Origin of the sequence: Saccharopolyspora indica, from assembly GCF_027853965.1 — a bacterium.
GTDB classification, from domain to species: Bacteria; Actinomycetota; Actinomycetes; order Mycobacteriales; family Pseudonocardiaceae; genus Saccharopolyspora; species Saccharopolyspora indica.
Genome location: NZ_JAQGLB010000005.1, coordinates 281,188 through 299,861, shown reverse-complemented (window position 1 = coordinate 299,861; position 18,674 = coordinate 281,188). Strand labels below are relative to the sequence as shown.

Here is an 18,674-nt window from a genome sequence, read left to right as displayed (position 1 = left end):
TGCCGCGAACTCCGAAAGGTTGCCATGACCACCATCGACAGCGATATCGACAGCATCGACCTGGTCGCCGACGACGCGGCGGCCCGGTTGTTGTCCGCTTACGAGGCGGGCTCGTCGTTCCTGTTCTCCACGCCGCGCGGCGTGCTGCTGGCCCGCGGTGTCGCCGCGACGGTCCCGAAGACGCTGTGCGCTCGGGAGAACCTCCCGCAGCGGGTCTCGGAGTTCTTCAACAGCGCGGCGGAGTTCGGCCACCGCAACCCGATGGTCGTCGGCGCGGTGCCGTTCGGCAACAACCTGCCCGCGCACCTGGTGCTGCCCGAGGACGTGCTCCGCGCCGAGCCGCTCAACCTCGTCGTCCCGCGCAGCCCGCGCGGCGGCGGGCTGGACTGCGAAGTCCGCCCGGTGCCCGCGCCCGCCGAGTACGAGCGCGGCGTGAGCCGCGTGCTGCGGCGGCTGGAGGAGGGCGAGCTGAGCAAGGTGGTGCTGGCGCGGTCGCTGGAGCTGACCGCCGCTGAACCCATCGACGTGCGCACCGTGCTGCAGAACCTGGCGCTGGCCGATCCCGCCAGCTACACCTTCGCGGTCGACCTGCCCAAGCGCGGCGAGGACGGCACCCGCGACAGCTTCGGCCCGCAGCCGCTGCTGCAGCGCACCTTCCTGGGCGCGAGCCCGGAGCTGCTGGTGTCGCGGCGCGGCATGCGGGTGCGCTCCAACCCGATGGCCGGATCGCGCCCGCGCAGCACCGACCCGGTCGAGGACCGGCGGCGCGCCGCCGAGCTGTCCACTTCGGACAAGGACCTGCGGGAGCACGCGGCCGTGGTGGAGGCGGTGGCCGAGGCGCTGCGCCCGTACTGCCGCGAGCTGCGGGTGCCCGAGCCGTCGGTGATCAGCACCAACGCCATGTGGCACCTGGCCACCGAGGTCACCGGCGAGCTGCGCGACCCCGCGACCTCGTCGCTGGAGCTGGCCGACGCGCTGCACCCCACCCCGGCGGTGTGCGGAACCCCGCTGCAGCGGGCGCGCGAGGTCATCGCCGAGACAGAGCCTTTCGAACGCGGCTACTACGCGGGCATGGTCGGGTGGTGCGACGCGGCCGGGGACGGCGAGTGGGTGGTGGCCATCCGCTGCGCCGACGTCGAGGACGAATCGCTGCGGCTCTACGCCGGAGCGGGCATCGTGGCCGGCTCCGATCCGGCCGATGAACTCGCCGAGACCTCCGCGAAGTTCCGCACCGCGTTGTCCGCGATGGGCCTGGACCAGGCGTTCTGAAGGGGCTGAGCAATGACCGAACCGCAACCGGACCACCCGATCTGGCCGCCGGAGTTCGCCGACCGCTACCGCGCGGCGGGCTACTGGCGCGGCTACACCTTCGGCCAGATGCTGCGCGAACGCGCCACCGAGCACCCCGACCGCATCGCGGTGGTCGACGGCGACCGCCGGGTGTCCTACGGCGAGCTCGACGTGCGCGCCGACCGCCTCGCCGCCGGGCTGCGCGATGCCGGCATCGGCAAGGGCGACCGCGTCGTCGTGCAGCTGCCCAACATCGCCGAGTTCTTCGACGTGTGCTTCGGGCTGTTCCGGCTGGGAGCGGTGCCGGTCTTCGCGCTGCCGTCGCACCGGTTGACCGAGGTCTCCTACTTCTGCGAGTTCAGCGGGGCCGCCGCCTACATCACCACCGACGTCGAAGCCGGTTTCGACCACCGGAAGCTGGCCGCCGAGGTGGTGGCGAAGCTGCCGGAGCTGCGGGTGTTCATCGCGGGCGAGCCCGGCGAGTTCGCCGCGCTGTCCGAAGTCGACGCCGAGCCGGTGGGGCTGACCGGGCCCGAGCCCGGCGACCTCGCGTTCCTGCAGCTCTCCGGCGGCAGCACCGGGGTGCCGAAGCTGATCCCGCGCACCCACGACGACTACATCTACTCCTTCCGCGCCAGCAACGAGATCTGCGGCGTCACCGCGGACACCGTCTACCTCGGAGCGCTGCCCATCGCGCACAACTTCCCGATGAGCTCGCCCGGCACCTTCGGCGTCCTGCACGCCGGCGGCCGCGTGGTGCTGGCCCGCAGGCCCAGCCCCGACGAGGTGTTCCCGCTGGTGGAGCGCGAGCGCGTCACGCTGGCCGCCGCGGTCCCGCCGCTGGCGCTGGTGTGGCTGGACGCGGCGGGCAGCACCGAGCACGACCTGTCCAGCCTGGAGGTCCTCCAGGTCGGCGGGGCCAAGTGCAGCGAGGAGGTCGCCCGCCGGGTGCGACCGGTGCTCGGCGCGACCCTGCAGCAGGTCTTCGGCATGGCCGAGGGACTGGTGAACTACACCCGCCTCGACGACCCCGAGGACGTCATCCTCACCACCCAGGGCCGGCCGATCTCGCCGGACGACGAGGTGCTGGTCGTCGACGACGAGGACAACCCGGTGCCGCCCGGCGGAACCGGGCACCTGCTCACCCGCGGGCCCTACACCATCCGCGGCTACTACCGGGCCGCCGAGCACAACGCGAAGGCCTTCACCGCCGACGGCTTCTACCGCACCGGCGACGTCGTCCGGCTCACCGCGGCGGGCAACATCGTCGTGGAGGGCCGCGCGAAGGACCAGATCAACCGCGGCGGCGAGAAGATCGCCGCGGAAGAGGTGGAGAACCACCTGCTGGCGCACCCGGCGGTGCACGACGCGGCCGTGGTGTCCATGCCCGACGACTACCTCGGCGAGCGCAGCTGCGCCTTCGTCGTGCCGCGCGGCACCCCGCCCAAGGCTCGCGAGCTGATCAAGTTCGTGCGCGAGCGCGGGCTGGCCGCCTACAAGGTGCCGGACCGGGTCGAGTTCGTCGAGCAGTTCCCGCAGACCGGCGTCGGCAAGGTCAGCAAGCGCGACCTCCGGGAGGCGATCAGCCGGGAGCTGGTGCCGGAGCTCGAACGCCGCTGACCTGCACAAGGACCGATCATCGACTACAGGAGGAGGCCGCCCGTGGCGCTTCCGACCATCGCCCCGTACCGGGTTCCGCAGCCCGACGAGCTGCCGGAGAACCGCGTGTCGTGGCGGCCCGACCCGAACCGGTCGGTGCTGCTGATCCACGACATGGAGCGGCACTTCGTCAACGCCTTCCCGGCGGAGGGCGAACCGCTGGACCAGGTGGTGCCCAACATCGCGCTGCTGCGGGAAACCGCTCGCGCGGCAGGCGTTCCGGTGGTGTACTGCGCGCAGCCCGGTGGCCAGACGCCCGAGCAGCGCGGCCTGCAGCTGGAGTGGTGGGGCCCGGGCGTGGCCGACCCGGCGCAGGAGGCGATCATCGACGAGCTGGCGCCCGGCGACGGCGACGTGCTGCTGACCAAGTGGCGCTACAGCGCCTTCCAGCGCACCGAGCTGCGCCAGCTGCTGCGGGACTGGGGACGTGATCAGCTGATCATCACCGGGATCTACGCCCACATCGGCTGCCTGATGACCGCCGCCGAGGCCTTCCAGCAGGAGGTCCAGGCGTTCCTGGTCGCCGACGCGGTCGCGGACTTCTCCGCGGAGGAGCACCGGATGGCGCTGACCTACGCCGCCAAGCGGTGCGCGGTGGTCGACACCGCGCAGCGCCTGGCGCAGGACCTCGCGGTGCGCGAGTCCGAAGTGGCCTGACGATTTTTTCTGGGAGTGCGTGCGATGTCGCAGAAGTTGACGCTGGAAGAGGTCCGGGAGCAGGTCGCGGAGCTGCTCTACGAGGACCCCGCGGAGCTGACCGACGAGGAGAACCTCATCGACTGGGGCCTGGACTCGGTCCGCATCATGACCCTGGTGGAGAAGTGGCGCCGCCTCGGCGTCCAGATCACCTTCGCCGACCTGGCCGAACGCCCCACCCTCGCCGAGTGGTGGACGGTCCTGCAACCCAAGCTCCCAGCGGGGGAGTGAGGTGAAGGGCACCTTTTAGCAAGTATGTTGCCTAAAGGTGCCCTTCACCGGGCCGGTTCCTCAGATGTTCCAGGGGACCTGGGGCGACCTGTAGTAGTTGATGCCGGAGGCTTCCAGGCGGGGGCCGTGGGTGGCCAGGCGCTGGGCGAAGGACTCCCAGTCCTGGGCGGACTTCGGGGACCAGGCCAGTTCGGCGAGCGCGGGCAGGCGGGGGAAGGCCATGAACTCGACGTGGTCGGAGTTCTCCAGGGTTTCCGACCACAGCGGCGCTTCCACGCCGAGGATCGCTTCCTCCGGCACGTCCCGCAGGTAGCTGCCCGGGTCCCAGCCGTAGGCGTCGGCGACCTCGATGAACCCGGCCCACTTCAGGCCCAGCGGGGTGTTCTCGTCGTACTTCATGTCCAGGTAGGACTTGTTCGCGGGCGAGACCAGGATCTTGTTGCCGCGCGCCACCGCCTCGGGCAGCAGCGGATCGGTGTCGGTGGTGCCCCAGTACTGCACCACCGCCTCGCCCTGCGGGGCCGCCTTGGCGTACTCGTGCCAGCCGACCGCGGTCTTGCCGTACTTCGCCACCACGGGCAGGATCCGCGAGACGAACTCCTTGTAGTCCTCCTCGCTGGTCGCCTCCGCCTCGTCGCCGCCGATGTGCAGGTACGGGCCGGGCGTGATCTCGGCGAGCTCGCGGATGACGTCCTCGACGAACTCGTAGGTGACCTCCTTGTCCGCGCACAACGAGCTGAAGCCGACCTCGATGCCGGTGTAGCGCGGCGGTGCCACCCCGTCGCGGTTCAGCTCGGCGTAGGAGGCCAGCGCGGCGTTGGTGTGCCCGGGCAGGTCGATCTCGGGGATCACCACCACGTGCCGGGAGGCGGCGTACTCGACGATCTCGGCGTAGTCCTGCTTGCTGTAGTGCCCGCCCGGACCGCCGCCGACCTCGGTGCCGCCGCCGTACTCGGTGAGCTTCGGCCAGCTGTCGATGTCGATGCGCCAGCCCTGGTCGTCGGTCAGGTGCAGGTGCAGCCGGTTGAGCTTGTACCGGACGATCTGGTCGATGTAGCGCTTGACCTGCTCGACGGTGAAGAAGTGCCGCGCGACGTCGAGCATCGCGGCCCGGTGCGCGAAGCGCGGCCGGTCGACGATCTCACCGCCGGGCACCGACCACGGGCCGGGCTGCTCGGTGCGGCTCTCGATCGCGGCGGGCAGCAGCTGCCGCAGCGTCTGCACGCCGTTGAACAGCCCTTCGGCGCTGACGGCGCGCAGGCCGACGGTCTCCCCGGTGACGAGCAGCCGGTATCCGGCCGGGCCGGTCTCCGCGGTCGCGTCGATCTCCAGCGCGATGGCGCCTGCGTCGTCGCGCACCGGCAGCGGGAAACCGGTCGACGGTCGCAGGATCCCGGCCAGGTACTCACCGACCTCGGCGGCGTCGCCCGCCGCCCGGATCGACGTCTGCGGGGACAGTGCGAAGGTCGTCGCCGGATCCGGTCGCACCGATTCGGGGACGGGGATGAGGTTGTCCATGGCGAGGTTCTCCACGGCAGGTGCGGCCACCGCGGTCCCGGCGACCGAGCGCACCTGCCACAACGGCGAGCGCGGCTCTGCGCGCCGTTGGTCGGTCGGGCGTGAGGTCAGGTGCGTGCGCTCCTCGTGGCTCGGGGAGCGGCGCACCTCAAAGGTATAGACCAAAGTCGGCCGACGAAGCGTCCGAACGGACGCACTCAGCGGTCCCGGGTGAGCACCGCTCCGATCGACGCCGCCGTGACGCAGCCGAGCGCGACGAGCTGGACCGGTGACAGCAGCTCGGCGAGCAGCAGCAGGCCGGCCAAGGCGCCGGTCGCAGGCTCCAGGCTCTGCAGCACCCCGACGACCCGGGGTGGGATCCGGCGCAGCGCGGCCAGCTCCAGCGAGTACGGCACGACCGCCGACAGCACCGCGATTCCCAGCCCGGCCAGCAGCACGGCGGGGGACAGGAGCGCCGTCCCGGACTCGGCGATGCCGAAGGGCAGCACGAGCACTGCGGCGCAGGCGACCGCGAGCGCGAGCGGGGAGCCGTCGCTGCTGATCGCGCCGACGCGGTGGCTCACCAGCAGGTAGCAGCCCATCCCCGCCGCCGACACCAGCGCGAGACCAACGCCGATGACGGGCAGCGGTGCGCTGACCGGGCCGCAGAACAAGAACACGCCCGCCGCCGCGAGGGCTGCCCACAGCACGTCGCGCGGACGTCGTGAGCCGAGCAGCGCGACGGAGAGCGGGCCGAGCAGCTGGAGCGTGCTGGCGACCGCCACCGGCAGGTGCGCCAGCGCGAGGTAGACGACGTTCATCGTCGCGATCGCCGCTCCGAACGCGATGATCAGACCGCGCGAGCGCCAGTCGGCGGGGATTCGCGGCCGCCGCAGGACCAGCAGCAACAGTGCCGCCAGCGACAGCCGCAGGCCTGCGACCCCGAGCGGCCCCACGACTGCGAACAGCTGCTTGCCGAAGGCCTGCCCGAACTGGACGCTGACGACGGCGCCGAGCACGAGCGCGAACGGTGGCACGGCGATCGGCCGCGATGGCGTGGATGACTGCACCCCTGAAGCCTGGGACGGCCGCGGTTTCAGATCCATCTCACATTTCCGCCCGCAACCGTGAAGAATCGCCTGAATGATCGACCTGCGACGACTCCACGTCCTGCGCGTCCTCCGGGCGGAAGGCACGGTGACCGCGACCGCGCGGGCGCTCTACCTGACGCCGTCAGCGGTCTCGCAGCAGATCCGCTTGCTGTCCCGCGAGATCGGCGCCGAGCTGCTGCGGCCGGAAGGCAGACGAGTGCAGCTCACCCCCGCGGCGCACATCGTGCTGGCGCACGCCGATGCGATCGCGGCCGAGTGGGAGCGGGCCCGCGCCGATCTGGCCGCGCACTCCGCCGGGGCGGTGGGGCAGGTCCGGGTGGGCGGGTTCGCGACCAGCTTCGGCTCGCTGCTGGCCCCCGCCGCCGCGCGGCTCCGCGACTCCCACCCGCGGTTGGAGGTGGGGCTGCGGGAAACCGACATCGACGACGGCCTGCGCCTGCTGCTGGGCGAGCAGACCGACGTCGTGGTCCTGCCGGTGGCGGGCACGCCGCCGCTGGACGACCCGAGGCTCGACCAGCAGGTCCTGCTCGACGACCCGCAGGATCTCGTGGTCTCCGCGGAGCACCCGTTCGCCGAGCGCGATTCGGTCCGGCTGGTCGAGACCGCGCGCGAGACCTGGATCGAGCCGCACCACGACCAGTTCCAGCTGATCGAGGTCGCGTGCGCGGCGGCGGGATTCGCCCCGCGAGTGGCGCACGGGGCCGCGGAGTGGAACTCGGTGCTGGCGATGGTCGCGAGCGGGCTCGGCATCTGCCTGCTGCCCCGTCTCGCCACCACCTCGCCCGAGCACCGGGTGGTGCGGATCCCGCTCCGCGACGAGCCGGTGCCGTCGCGGAGCGTCCTCACCTGCGTGCGCCGGGGCAGCCGCGAGCAACCGGCCATCGCGGCCGTCCTCCAGGCGCTGGAGGACGTCGCGCGGGACCGGCAGCGCGGCTGAGCCCTCCGGTCACTCGCCGCGCAGCGCCGGGCGCAGGCGGTCGAGCACCGCCGGGTCCTCGATGGTGGACGGGACCTTGGTGTCGCCGCTGTCGGCGATCTCCCGCATCGACTTGCGCAGGATCTTGCCCGAGCGCGTCTTGGGCAGGCCGTCCACCACCGCGACCTCGCGGAACGCCGCGACCGGCCCGATCTGCTCGCGCACCGCCGCCACCAGCTCCTCGCGCAGCACCTCCGGATCGATGTCCACACCGGACTTGAGCACCACGAGCCCGCGCGGCACCTGGCCCTTCAGCGCGTCGCGCACCCCGATCACCGCGCACTCGGCGACCGCGGGGTGCGCCGCCAGCACCGCTTCCATCGAGCCGGTGGACAACCGGTGCCCGGCGACGTTGATCACGTCGTCGGTGCGGCCCATCACGAACACGTACCCGTCGGCGTCGACGTAGCCGTTGTCGCCGGTCAGGTAGTAGCCGGGGTAGCGCGACAGGTACGACTCGCGGAACCGCTCGTCATCGCCCCACAGCGTCGGCAGCGTGCCCGGCGGCAGCGGCAGCCGGATGCAGATCGCGCCGTCGGTCTCCGGCGGCAGCGGATTGCCCGCCTGGTCCAGCGCCACCACGTCGTAGCCGGGCACCGCCACCGTCGGCGAGCCCGGCTTGACCGGCATCGGCTCCAGCCCGCGCAGGTTCGCGCAGATCGGCCAGCCCGTCTCGGTCTGCCACCAGTGGTCGATCACCGGCACGCCGAGGTGCTCGGACGCCCAGTGGTAGGTCTCCGGGTCCAGCCGCTCACCGGCCAGGAACAGCGTCCGCAGGCTGGAGATGTCGTGCTCGGCCAGCAGCTTCGCCTCCGGGTCCACCCGCTTGATCGCCCGGAACGCGGTCGGCGCGGTGAACAGCGCCTTGACCCGGTGCTCGGCGATGACCCGCCAGAACGCGCCCGCGTCCGGCGTGCCGACGGGCTTGCCCTCGTAGACCACGGTGGTGGCCCCGGTCAGCAGCGGCGCGTAGACGATGTAGGAGTGGCCGACCACCCAACCGACGTCGGAGGCGGTCCAGAACACCTCGCCCGGACCGATGTCGTAGATGTTGGCCATCGACCAGCGCAGCGCCACCGCGTGCCCGCCGTTGTCGCGCACCACGCCCTTCGGACGGCCCGTGGTGCCCGAGGTGTAGAGCACGTACAGCGGATCGGTGGCCTTGACCGGGACGCACCCGGCTGGTTCGGCCTGCGCCAGCGCCTCGTCCCAGTCCACGTCCCGCTCGCCGAGCTCGGCGCGGGCCTGCTCGCGCTGGAGCACGATCACCCGCTTCGGCTGGTGCTCGGTCAGCCGCAGCGCCTCGTCGACGATCGGCTTGTACTCGACGACCCGGTTGGGCTCCAGCCCGCAGGACGCCGCCACGACCACGGTCGGCCGGGCGTCCTCGATGCGCGCGGCCAGCTCCTTCGGCGCGAAACCGCCGAAGACCACCGAGTGCACCGCGCCGATGCGGGCGCAGGCCAGCATCGCGATCGCGGCCTCCGGGATCATCGGCAGGTAGAGCACCACGCGATCACCGCGCGCCACGCCCTGCGCGCGCAGCGCCCCGGCGAACAGCGCCACCCGCTCCAGCAGCTCCCGGTAGGTCCAGCGGACCACCTGGCCGGTCATCGCCGAGTCCCAGATCAGCGCGTCCTGCTCGCCGCGACCGTCGCGGACGTGCCGGTCCAGCGCGTTGAAGCAGGTGTTGAGCTCCCCGTCGGGGAACCAGCGGAAGAACGGGTCGGCGTCGCGGTCGAGGGCGCGCGACGGTTCGCGCTCCCACTCGATCGCCGCCGCCGCGTCGAGCCAGAAACCCTCCGGGTCGGTCAAGCTCCGCCGGTGGGCCTCGGCATAGGCACCCATGACCAACTACCTCCCGCATCCGCCACCAAGTGCCTGTCGTCCTACCGCACAACCACCGGGTGCGCCAGAGCCGTTGTGCCGCGCCGCGAACAGGCGCCCCCCGGTGAGCGGTTCGCCCGAGTTCGGCGGGGCATAGCGCCCGGCCTATCGCCGACGGCAGCTCGGCGACGGAACGCGTCCGCTGGGCGCTGCGGTCCGGCTTCGGCGCGACGCAGCGCGCATGTCCGATCACAATCGGATCCGAGTCTGAGATCGGGCTAACAAAAGTGCGCGCCGCGCCGACAACAGAAGCAGAAAACGGAGGTGCTGCAACGATGAGCACGGAACCGGCCCGGTCCCCCGAGGCATCCACCGCACAGGTCGAAACGCGCCCGGCCCCGTCGGCCGAACTGCCCACCGCGCCGTGCAGCGTGGTGTGGAGCGGCGGTCATTCCTACGTGCTCGAGGGCTCTGCCGGAGCCCGCTGGGCCGGTGTCGACGACCGCGGGCGAGCCCGCTTCCTCACCGACGCCGAACTCCGCCGCCGCGGCTGGAGCCGCACCCGGGCCTGACCCCGTCGGCCGTCGGCTCCCGCCGCCATCCGGCCCGATCCTCGGGAGCCACGGCCGCCAAGTGTGTTGTGCGCCGAATGTGAGATCCTGACCCCGAGGGGATGCGCATCCGTGCATCTGGGGTAGCACGCACAACCATTCAGGGGAGGCTCGTGGTGCAGGACGCCGAGCGCACCACGGAGAACACCACGAGCGGAAGCCGCGGGGACAACCCGGGTCGCTCGCCGGAGCAGCGCCAGGACCACGGCATAGCCCGGATCCGCGAAGCCGCCGCCGGGGTGTGGGCCGATCCATGGTGGACACTGCCGAACCTGCTCAGCGTCGTCCGGCTCGCCGGGGTACCGCTGTTCCTGTGGTTGCTGCTCGGCCCCAAGGCCGATCTGCTCGCCCTGCTGGTGCTGGTGATCAGCGGGATCACCGACTGGCTCGACGGCAAGCTCGCCCGCTGGCTCAACCAGTACAGCCGCCTCGGCGAACTGCTCGACCCGGCCGCCGACCGCCTCTACATCATCGCTACCCTGGTGGCCTTCGTGCTGCGCGACGTGGTGCCCTGGTGGGTCGCCGCCGCGCTGGTGCTGCGGGACGTGGTGCTGACCCTGTGCCTGCCGGTGCTGCGCTGGCACGGTTACGAGCCGCCCGAGGTGCACTACCTGGGCAAGGCCGCGACCTTCTGCCTGATGTACGCGTTCCCGCTGTTGTTGCTGGTGCAGGAGGAGTTCCCGCTGTCCGAAGTGGTGCGCCCGATCGCCTACGCCTTCACCTGCTGGGGCGGCGCGCTGTACCTGTGGGCCGGAGTGCTGTACCTGGGGCAGGTGGTGGCCGCGGTGCACCAGGCCCGCCGCCGACCGGCGCGGGCCTGACCGGCGGTCTCCCGCCCGCGCGGCAGGCCTGAACCGATGCCACCGGGGGTCGCCTTGCGGGCGGCACCGCGCGCTGCATACGCTCGCCGAGCCGATCACGCCACCAGCGCGGCCGGCGTTTCCGAAGAGCAGCAGCGGACGAGGAAGGCGGGACCACGTGGCGGCCCCGGACGAGATCAAGTACACCGAAGAGCACGAGTGGGTCCAGCGCACCGGCGAGGACACCGTGCGGATCGGGATCACCGACTACGCCCAGCAGCAGCTCGGCGATGTGGTGTTCGTGCAGCTGCCCGAGCTGGGAGAGCAGGTCGCGGCCGGCGACTCCATGGGCGAGGTGGAGTCGACCAAGAGCGTGTCGGACATCTACGCGCCGGTGAGCGGCGAGGTGACCGCCCGCAACGGCGAGCTGGAGGACCAGCCCGAGCTGGTCAATTCGGCGCCGCAGGACGGCGGCTGGATGGTCGAGATCAAGCTCGCCGATCCGGAGCAGTTCGCGGATCTGCTCGACGCCGAGGCCTACCAGAAGCTGATCGACCAGGAATGATCGTCGTTCTGTCGGGGTCGCCCGGGAGAATGTCGGGAGTCCCGCGTCCAACGCCTGCCCAGGCACGGTACGTTGGGCACATATTTAGCACGATCTATCCGCGTGGAGGAGAGCTCAGGTGAGCCAGAACAGCGGCTTCGGCGAGGTTCCGCCGGAGCAGTCACCGGAGACCACCTCGGTCTTCAGGCCGTTCCTCTCGGAGCCGGAGAGCACCGAGAGCCCGGCCCCGGAGCCCGCCGCCGCGTCCGGGGTCGACGCACTGCCCGCGGGCAACGCCCTGCTGGTGGTCAAGCGCGGCCCGAACGCGGGCTCGCGGTTCCTGCTGGACCGGGAGGCCACCACCGCGGGCCGGCACCCGGACAGCGACATCTTCCTCGACGACGTCACGGTTTCCCGTCGGCACGCGGAGTTCCGCCGCGAGGGCAACGACTTCGTGGTCGTCGACGTCGGCAGCCTGAACGGCACCTACGTCAACCGCGAACCGGTGGACACCTCGGTGCTGGCCAACGGCGACGAGGTGCAGATCGGCAAGTTCCGGTTGGTGTTCCTGACCGGGCCGATCGACGGGCGCTGAGAGCCTGTCGGCGAAGCCGTCCGCGCTTCGGTGAGCGGCGGCAGCCGCTCGGGGTGCGTGTGCGGGGTGGCCGTCGGCGGGTCGGGTTCCGCTGGACGACCACCTGAGCGGCACGACCGCCAACAGGCATTGAGACCCGGATCCGACTTCCGACCCGCCAGCGGGGCGACGCCATCCCGGCGCCGCCCCGCTGGCGCGTCGCGGTACTTGCGCGACCGAGGTCGAGCGGCATCCGCAGCGAGGAATTTCTCGGCGCCGCAACCGGTTCTGCCGTTGCAGCGGCTTCATTTCCGGCGGTCCGCGCGGACGGTCGGCGGTGTATCGTGCTGGTAATGCTCGATGACGAGCTCGGCCAGCGGTTCGAGCCCACCGGTGGCGATCGGGTATCCGGTGGGAAAGCTGTGGCAGCGGCGGCCGGTGAGGCCGCCGGAGGGATGGGCGTAGCCGCCGTATCGCGGGTAGCGTCGGAGGCGTCGGTGCGCGATCCTCGACGGGGATGTCACGCTTCGGCGCGCTGGAGGAGGCGATGTGACGATGAGCAGCGAGATGCGCGTCGTCGGCGTGCGAGTGGAACTACCAGCCAATCAGCCGATCCTGCTGTTGCGCGAAGCGCACGGCGAGCGCTACCTGCCGATCTGGATCGGCTCGGTCGAGGCGACGGCCATCGCGCTCGAGCAGCAGGGCGTGCGACCGCAGCGACCGCTGACCCACGACCTGCTCAAGGACGTCATCGGCGCCCTCGGGCGCGACCTGGAGCAGGTGCGGATCACCGATCTGCAGGAGGGCACCTTCTTCGCCGAGCTGGTGTTCGACGGGGACGTGCGGGTGTCCGCGCGGCCGAGCGACTCGGTGGCGCTGGCGCTGCGCATCGGAGTGCCGATCCACGCCGACGAATCGGTGCTGGACGAGGCCGGGCTGATCATCCCCGACGAGCAGGAGGACGAGGTGGAGAAGTTCCGCGAGTTCCTCGATTCGGTGTCGCCCGAGGATTTTAGAGGTGCCGACACGTAACGGTCGGCCGATCAGGTGTTCCCGGCCCCCGCTTGCTGGTGCAGGCGGGGGCCGGGTCGTTCGGCGTGCCCCGCGCGTCGCGTTGACCTCCCCGCGCGGCAGGCATACCGTCGGGTTACGCGAAATTGCCCCGGTGTGATTCAGCGGGTGAACTGCCGATGCGGCGGTGCTACCGGACCGCGGTCGGCGGGGCGTTCGCGGCCCCGGTCGAACCGATCCGGGCGCTGGTGATCGTCGTCGGCGACAAGCCGGACGAGGGGAGGCAGGCGTGGTCGAGGAAGCGTCCAACGGGGATGCTGCCGCGGAGCAGGGTGGTCTGTTCCCAGACGCCTCGCTGCCGGACGAACTGGTCGGCTACCGGGGTCCGGCCGCCTGCCAGATCGCCGGCATCACCTACCGCCAGTTGGACTACTGGGCGCGCACCAAGCTGGTCGGCCCGTCCATCCGCGGTGCGGCGGGTTCCGGCTCGCAGCGGCTGTACTCGTTCAAGGACATCCTGGTGCTCAAGGTGGTCAAGCGGCTGCTGGACACCGGGGTGTCGCTGCACAACATCCGGGTCGCGGTGGAGCACCTGCGCAACCGCGGCGTGCAGGACCTGGCGCGGTTGACGCTGTTCAGCGACGGCACGACGGTCTACGAGTGCACCTCCGCGGAGGAGGTGGTCGATCTGCTGCAAGGCGGCCAAGGCGTGTTCGGCATCGCCGTCAGCGGTGCGATGCGCGAGATCAGCGGCACCATCCACGAGTTCCCGGCCGAGCGGGCCGACGGCGGCGAGCTGGTGCAGGCCGAGGACGAGCTGTCCCGGCGCCGCCGGGACCGGCAGGCCGAGACCGGCTGAGGCGGTTCCGGCACTGTGCCGCAGCTCGCATCGGAGGTTCGTGAGGGCCTGCTGATCGGGTAAGCTCCGACGCATCGCCGACCCCGTGCGGGAGAGTCCGGCCCGGCGCCCAGCCGCGGTCGGCGCCGAAGGAGCAACCCTCCCCGACAACCTCTCAGGCCACCTGGACCGCACGGGCGAGATACCTCTGGAAAGAGGGTGCGCCACGGTCGTGGTGTCACCCCGCCGACGGTGCAAGCCCGGTTCCCGGGTGAAGCTCTCAGGCGTCCGCTTCGCGGACGGGGACAGAGGGGGAGAGAACAGCGCAGTCCCAGCTGCACTGCCACCCCCTGTTCGCCGCGATGATTGAGGTTTGGCGATGACCGACGACCGCATTCCCCTGGCAGCTCTGGAGCACGGCACGCCGTTCGCCGACCGGCACGTCGGACCGGCGCCGGCCGAACTGGCCCGCATGCTCGACGTGATCGGCGTCGGTTCGCTCGAGGAGCTGGGCCGCAGCGCGGTGCCGGAGGCCATTCGCGAGGACGACCTGCGGCTGGCGCTGCCGGAACCGGCGACCGAGTCGGCGGCGCTGGCCGAGCTGCGCGAGCTCGCGCGCCGCTGTCACCCGCACACCGAGATGATCGGGCTCGGCTACTACGGCACCACGACCCCACCGGTGATCCTGCGCAACGTGCTGGAGAACCCGGCCTGGTACACCGCCTACACGCCGTACCAGCCGGAGATCTCGCAGGGCAGGCTGGAAGCGCTGCTGAACTTCCAGACGATGGTGGCCGACCTGGCCGGGGTGCCGGTGGCCAACGCGTCGATGCTGGACGAGGCGACCGCCGCCGCCGAGGGCATGACGCTGGTGCGCCGCGCGGGCAAGTCCAAGTCGTCGCGCTTCCTGGTCGACGCCGACACCCTCCCGCAGACCATCGCGGTCATCGAGACCCGCGCCGAGCCGCTGGGCATCGAGGTCGTCGTGGCCGACCTGTCGGCGGGCCTGCCCGAGGGCGAGTTCTACGGCGTGCTGCTGTCCTACCCGGGTGCCTCGGGCGTGCTGCGCGACCACGAGGCGCTCATCGCCGAGGCCCACGAGCGCAAGGCGAAGGTCGTGGTGGCGACCGACCTGCTGTCGCTGACGCTGCTGCGCGCGCCCGGTGAGATCGGTGCGGACGTGGTCGTCGGCAGCACCCAGCGCTTCGGCGTGCCGATGGGCTTCGGCGGCCCGCACGCCGGGTTCATGGCCGTGGCCAAGGGACTGGAGCGGCAGCTGCCCGGGCGGCTGGTCGGGGTGAGCGTCGACGCCGACGGCGACAAGGCCTACCGGCTCGCGCTGCAAACCCGCGAGCAGCACATCCGCCGGGAGAAGGCGACCAGCAACATCTGCACCGCGCAGGTGCTGCTGGCCGTGATGGCGTCGATGTACGCCGTCTACCACGGTCCGGCCGGGCTGCGGGCGATCGCGACCCGCGCGCACCGGATGGCGGCGGTGCTGGCCGAGCAGCTGCGGCGCGGCGGCGTCGAGGTGCTGCACCAGGAGTTCTTCGACACGATCGTCGCGAAGGTGCCCGGCCGGGCCGACGAGGTCGTGGCCGCGGCGCGGCGCGGCGGCATCAACCTGCGCCGGGTCGACGCCGACCACGTGGGCGTCAGCTGCGACGAGACCACCACGCGAGCGCACCTGGCGACGGTGTGGCAGGCGTTCGGGATCGACGGCGTGGACGTCGACGAGCTGGACGCGCAGACCACCGACGCGCTCCCGGCGGCGCTGCGCCGCACCTCCGAGTACCTGACGCACCCGGTGTTCCACACCCACCACTCGGAGACCTCGCTGCTGCGCTACCTGCGGCGGCTGTCGGACAAGGACATCGCGCTGGACCGCAGCATGATCCCGCTGGGCTCGTGCACGATGAAGCTCAACGCGACCGCCGAGATGGAGGCCATCACCTGGCCGGAGTTCGGCTCGCTGCACCCGTTCGCGCCCGCGCAGGACGCCGAGGGCCTGCTGTCGCTGGTCAAGGACCTGGAGACCTGGCTGGCCGAGGTCACCGGCTACGACGCGGTGAGCCTGCAGCCCAACGCGGGCAGCCAGGGCGAGTTCGCCGGACTGCTGGCCATCCGCGCCTACCACCGCAGCCGTGGTGAGTCGGCCCGCGACGTGTGCCTGATCCCGGCGAGCGCGCACGGCACCAACGCCGCCAGCGCGGTCATGGCCGGGATGCGCGTGATCGTGGTGCGCTGCGACGACGACGGCAACATCGAGCTCGACCACCTGCGCGAGCTGGTCGCCGCGCACGCCGAGGACCTCGCCGCGATCATGATCACCTACCCGTCCACGCACGGCGTCTACGAGGGCACCGTGCGCGAGGTGTGCGGTCTCGTGCACGACGCGGGCGGGCAGGTCTACGTCGACGGCGCGAACCTCAACGCGCTCATCGGCCTGGCCCGGATGGGCAAGTTCGGCTCCGACGTCTCGCACCTGAACCTGCACAAGACGTTCTGCATCCCGCACGGCGGCGGCGGCCCGGGCGTCGGCCCGATCGGCGTGCGCGAGCACCTGGCGCCGTTCCTGCCGAACCACCCGCTGCAGCCCTCGGCCGGCCCGGCCACCGGGGTGGGCCCGATCAGCGCGGCCCCGTGGGGCAGCGCCTCGATCCTGCCGATCTCGTGGGCCTACGTGCGGATGATGGGCGGCGAGGGGCTGCGCCGCGCGACGCTGACCGCGGTCGCGGCGGCCAACTACGTGGCCCGGCGGCTGAACAACTACTTCCCGGTGCTCTACACCGGCGAGGGCGGGTTCGTCGCCCACGAGTGCATCCTCGACCTGCGCCAGATCAGCAAGACCAGCGGCATCACCGTCGACGACGTGGCCAAGCGGCTGGCCGACTACGGCATCCACGCGCCGACGATGTCGTTCCCGGTGGCCGGCACGCTGATGGTGGAGCCGACCGAGAGCGAGAACCTGGCCGAGCTGGACCGCTTCTGCGAGGCCATGATCGCGATCCGCGCGGAGATCGACAAGGTCGTCGCCGGGCAGTGGCCCGCCGAGGACAACCCGCTGGTCGGAGCCCCGCACACGGCGGCCTGCCTGGCCAAGGACTGGGACCACGCCTACTCCCGCGAGGAGGCGGCGTACCCGCTGGGCGTGGGCGAGGCGAAGGTGTGGCCGACGGTGCGGCGCATCGACGGCGCCCGCGGCGACCGCAACCTGGTCTGCTCCTGCCCGCCCCTGGACGCCTACCAGTCCTGAGCCGTCGGGGTGGCGGTCGATTTCGCGCGAAATTGACCGTCACCCGGGTGAACGTCAATTTCGCGCGAAATTGACGCCGACCTGGGCGAGCGGAGCCTTGGGTGCCGACACGCCCGGGCGGGCTGGTTTGCGTGCTGGGCCGTTCGGATGACACGGTGGCCCCTTCACCTGACCGGCTCCGAGAAGGAGTTGAGCACCATGCTCACCATCAGTGAGAGCGCCGCCGAGGTCATCAAGCTCGTCCTCGTCGGTGGTGACTCTCAAGAAGGCTCCGGGCTGCGCATCGCACCGGCCGGGGACGGACTGCAGGCGTCGATCGCCGATCAGCCCCAGGAGGGCGATGAGGTGATCGAGGCCTCCGGGGTCCGGGTGTTCCTCGAACCGCAGGTCGCCACCCTGCTCGGGGACAAGACGCTCGACGCCGAGAAGGACGCCAACGGCGATCTCGCGCTGGCCGTCCGCGACTGATCCGACGGGCTCGACGAACGCCCCGGGCACCCGCCCGGGGCGTTCGCGCGCTTCCGGCGGCCGCGCGCTGTGTGACGGGCGTAACCGACGAGCGGTACGCGGGCGCCGATGCTGCTGGTGAGGGCCTGAACGATCGGAGGTCGCGTCATGTCCACTGCTGCACATCCAGCGCACCACCCGGTGCAGCTGGTCGTCACGCGCGGACTGCACGGCGCCGTCGCCGGTATCGGTGGCGGGCTCGTGTTCGGCGTCCTGATGGTGCTCACGGGGATGCTGCCCATGGTGGCGATGCTCGTCGGAGGTTCCGGCGCCGCTGTCGGAGCCGTGGTCCACCTGGTGATCTCGGCGGTTCTCGGTGCCGGTTTCGGACTGGCCGTGCCCGCCACCGGCTTCCGAGCACTGCTCGTCGCCGGAGCGGGTTATGGCCTCGTGTGGTGGGTGCTCGGCGGGTTGCTGCTGATGCCCGCCGGATTGGGGATGCCGGTGTTGCAGATCGGGGCCACGGCGGTGTGGAGCCTGGTCGGGCACCTGCTCTACGGCCTCGTCACCGCGTCGGCGCTCTTCGGGATCCGCCACCGCGCCGGGCGGGCGTGAGCCCGCGTCACCACGAGTCGGTGTAGGCGCGGCTCCACAGCGCCACGTCGAGCACGACCGCCTTGAACCACGCCTGGTGCATGCGGTCGACGTCGTCCGGCTCGTGGCCCTTGCGGGCGAGGAACGGGCGGATCGTCGTCGTGATCGGGTTGATGAAGGCGATCATGTAGCGCAGCGGGACGAGGTCGACCGCGCGGGCGTGATCGGTCTCGTTCTTCTTCGCCCGCGTGTGCCGGAGCGCGATCTCGTTCTGGTAGTCCAGCCAGGCCTGGTCGTGCGGTTTGCGGCAGGTGTCGAGGATCCACTGCTCGAAGCGCGGGCGGACCCGCTCCAGGTAGTCGTGGTCGGGTTCGCCGCCGGGCGGCGCGAAGTAGGCGGCCAGGTGCGGGTGCGAACCGACGTAGCCGTACCAGGCGTCGACGATCTCGGTCACCTGATCGGCCAGCACGTCTCCGGCCTCGCGGAGCGCGCGGTCGTCGTCGTCGCGCCACAGCAGCGCGGACTTGAGCCGGTCCACCTCCGGCAGGGTGACCGGCGAGTGCGGGAGGTGCGGATCGCCGTAGTCGTAGCCGGAGATGGTGTGCGGTGTGCTGCCCATGGTCGCCTCCTGCTCTCGCCCGACTGCACTCATCTACCCGCTGCGGGCAGCTCGCAGGCATCTCGCTGGACAAGTTCGCGGTCAGCGGTGAT

At 71.5% G+C, this 18,674-nt stretch carries 18 protein-coding genes and 1 riboswitch; of the genes, 14 read left to right on the top strand and 4 right to left on the bottom strand.

What is annotated here, in order from left to right; all coding sequences use genetic code 11:
* The first annotated feature begins 24 nt into the window (after positions 1-24).
* Genes dhbC through OU416_RS14445 form a run of 4 tightly spaced genes read left to right on the top strand, consistent with a single transcriptional unit; the run spans position 25 to position 3,876 of the window.
* Positions 25-1,269 carry an isochorismate synthase DhbC gene (gene dhbC, locus OU416_RS14460; protein WP_270927440.1) on the top strand — a complete coding sequence of 415 codons (1,245 nt, stop codon included), beginning with the start codon at positions 25-27 and terminating at the stop codon, positions 1,267-1,269.
* 12 nt (positions 1,270-1,281) lie between these two features.
* The gene (locus OU416_RS14455) at positions 1,282-2,910 is read left to right on the top strand and encodes a (2,3-dihydroxybenzoyl)adenylate synthase (protein WP_270927439.1); all 1,629 of its coding nucleotides are present in this window, start codon (positions 1,282-1,284) and stop codon (positions 2,908-2,910) included.
* Positions 2,911-2,952: 42 nt separating this feature from the next.
* Positions 2,953-3,606: an isochorismatase family protein gene (locus OU416_RS14450; protein WP_270927438.1), complete on the top strand. Its 654-nt coding sequence runs from the start codon at positions 2,953-2,955 to the stop codon at positions 3,604-3,606.
* 24 nt (positions 3,607-3,630) lie between these two features.
* On the top strand, positions 3,631-3,876 hold the full coding sequence (locus OU416_RS14445) for a phosphopantetheine-binding protein (RefSeq protein WP_270927437.1): 246 nt from the start codon (positions 3,631-3,633) through the stop codon (positions 3,874-3,876).
* A gap of 60 nt (positions 3,877-3,936) precedes the next feature.
* Here OU416_RS14445 and OU416_RS14440 read toward each other — a convergent pair whose 3' ends face one another.
* Complete coding sequence (locus OU416_RS14440; RefSeq protein WP_372907153.1) at positions 3,937-5,448, bottom strand: beta-N-acetylhexosaminidase; 1,512 nt, start codon at positions 5,446-5,448, stop codon at positions 3,937-3,939.
* Positions 5,449-5,591: 143 nt separating this feature from the next.
* The gene (locus OU416_RS14435) at positions 5,592-6,443 is read right to left on the bottom strand and encodes an EamA family transporter (protein ID WP_270927436.1); all 852 of its coding nucleotides are present in this window, start codon (positions 6,441-6,443) and stop codon (positions 5,592-5,594) included.
* 73 nt (positions 6,444-6,516) lie between these two features.
* Between OU416_RS14435 and OU416_RS14430 the strand changes: the two genes are divergently transcribed.
* Positions 6,517-7,422: a LysR family transcriptional regulator gene (locus tag OU416_RS14430; protein WP_270927435.1), complete on the top strand. Its 906-nt coding sequence runs from the start codon at positions 6,517-6,519 to the stop codon at positions 7,420-7,422.
* Between the two features lie 9 nt (positions 7,423-7,431).
* Here the strand turns inward: OU416_RS14430 and OU416_RS14425 are convergent, their stop codons facing one another.
* Positions 7,432-9,309 (bottom strand): propionyl-CoA synthetase, encoded by a 1,878-nt coding sequence (locus OU416_RS14425; protein WP_270927434.1) that lies wholly within the window; start codon positions 9,307-9,309, stop codon positions 7,432-7,434.
* 314 nt (positions 9,310-9,623) lie between these two features.
* On the opposite strand from OU416_RS14425, the gene OU416_RS14420 reads away from it, so the two are divergent.
* The 9 genes from OU416_RS14420 to OU416_RS14380 all read left to right on the top strand — a co-directional run bounded on the left by OU416_RS14420 (position 9,624) and on the right by OU416_RS14380 (position 17,984).
* On the top strand, positions 9,624-9,860 hold the full coding sequence (locus OU416_RS14420; RefSeq protein WP_270927433.1) for a hypothetical protein: 237 nt from the start codon (positions 9,624-9,626) through the stop codon (positions 9,858-9,860).
* Positions 9,861-10,012: 152 nt separating this feature from the next.
* Positions 10,013-10,720: a CDP-alcohol phosphatidyltransferase family protein gene (locus tag OU416_RS14415; RefSeq protein WP_270927432.1), complete on the top strand. Its 708-nt coding sequence runs from the start codon at positions 10,013-10,015 to the stop codon at positions 10,718-10,720.
* A 157-nt stretch (positions 10,721-10,877) separates the two neighbouring features.
* A complete protein-coding gene (gcvH, locus tag OU416_RS14410) occupies positions 10,878-11,264 on the top strand; it encodes a glycine cleavage system protein GcvH (protein WP_270927431.1) in 387 nt (128 codons plus the stop codon).
* A 118-nt stretch (positions 11,265-11,382) separates the two neighbouring features.
* Positions 11,383-11,838, top strand: coding sequence for a glycogen accumulation regulator GarA (gene garA, locus OU416_RS14405; RefSeq protein ID WP_270927430.1), 456 nt, complete (start codon positions 11,383-11,385; stop codon positions 11,836-11,838).
* A gap of 534 nt (positions 11,839-12,372) precedes the next feature.
* On the top strand, positions 12,373-12,849 hold the full coding sequence (locus tag OU416_RS14400) for a bifunctional nuclease family protein (protein ID WP_093147450.1): 477 nt from the start codon (positions 12,373-12,375) through the stop codon (positions 12,847-12,849).
* Between the two features lie 268 nt (positions 12,850-13,117).
* Complete coding sequence (locus tag OU416_RS14395; RefSeq protein ID WP_270927429.1) at positions 13,118-13,687, top strand: MerR family transcriptional regulator; 570 nt, start codon at positions 13,118-13,120, stop codon at positions 13,685-13,687.
* Positions 13,688-13,765: 78 nt separating this feature from the next.
* Positions 13,766-13,868: riboswitch (glycine riboswitch) on the top strand.
* 177 nt (positions 13,869-14,045) lie between these two features.
* Positions 14,046-16,922, top strand: coding sequence for an aminomethyl-transferring glycine dehydrogenase (gene gcvP / locus OU416_RS14390; RefSeq protein WP_270927428.1), 2,877 nt, complete (start codon positions 14,046-14,048; stop codon positions 16,920-16,922).
* A gap of 198 nt (positions 16,923-17,120) precedes the next feature.
* Complete coding sequence (locus tag OU416_RS14385) at positions 17,121-17,390, top strand: HesB/YadR/YfhF-family protein (protein WP_270927427.1); 270 nt, start codon at positions 17,121-17,123, stop codon at positions 17,388-17,390.
* Positions 17,391-17,537: 147 nt separating this feature from the next.
* Positions 17,538-17,984: a hypothetical protein gene (locus OU416_RS14380; RefSeq protein ID WP_270927426.1), complete on the top strand. Its 447-nt coding sequence runs from the start codon at positions 17,538-17,540 to the stop codon at positions 17,982-17,984.
* Positions 17,985-17,991: 7 nt separating this feature from the next.
* Here OU416_RS14380 and OU416_RS14375 read toward each other — a convergent pair whose 3' ends face one another.
* Complete coding sequence (locus OU416_RS14375) at positions 17,992-18,582, bottom strand: protoglobin domain-containing protein (RefSeq protein ID WP_270927425.1); 591 nt, start codon at positions 18,580-18,582, stop codon at positions 17,992-17,994.
* Between the last annotated feature and the right edge of the window lie 92 nt (positions 18,583-18,674).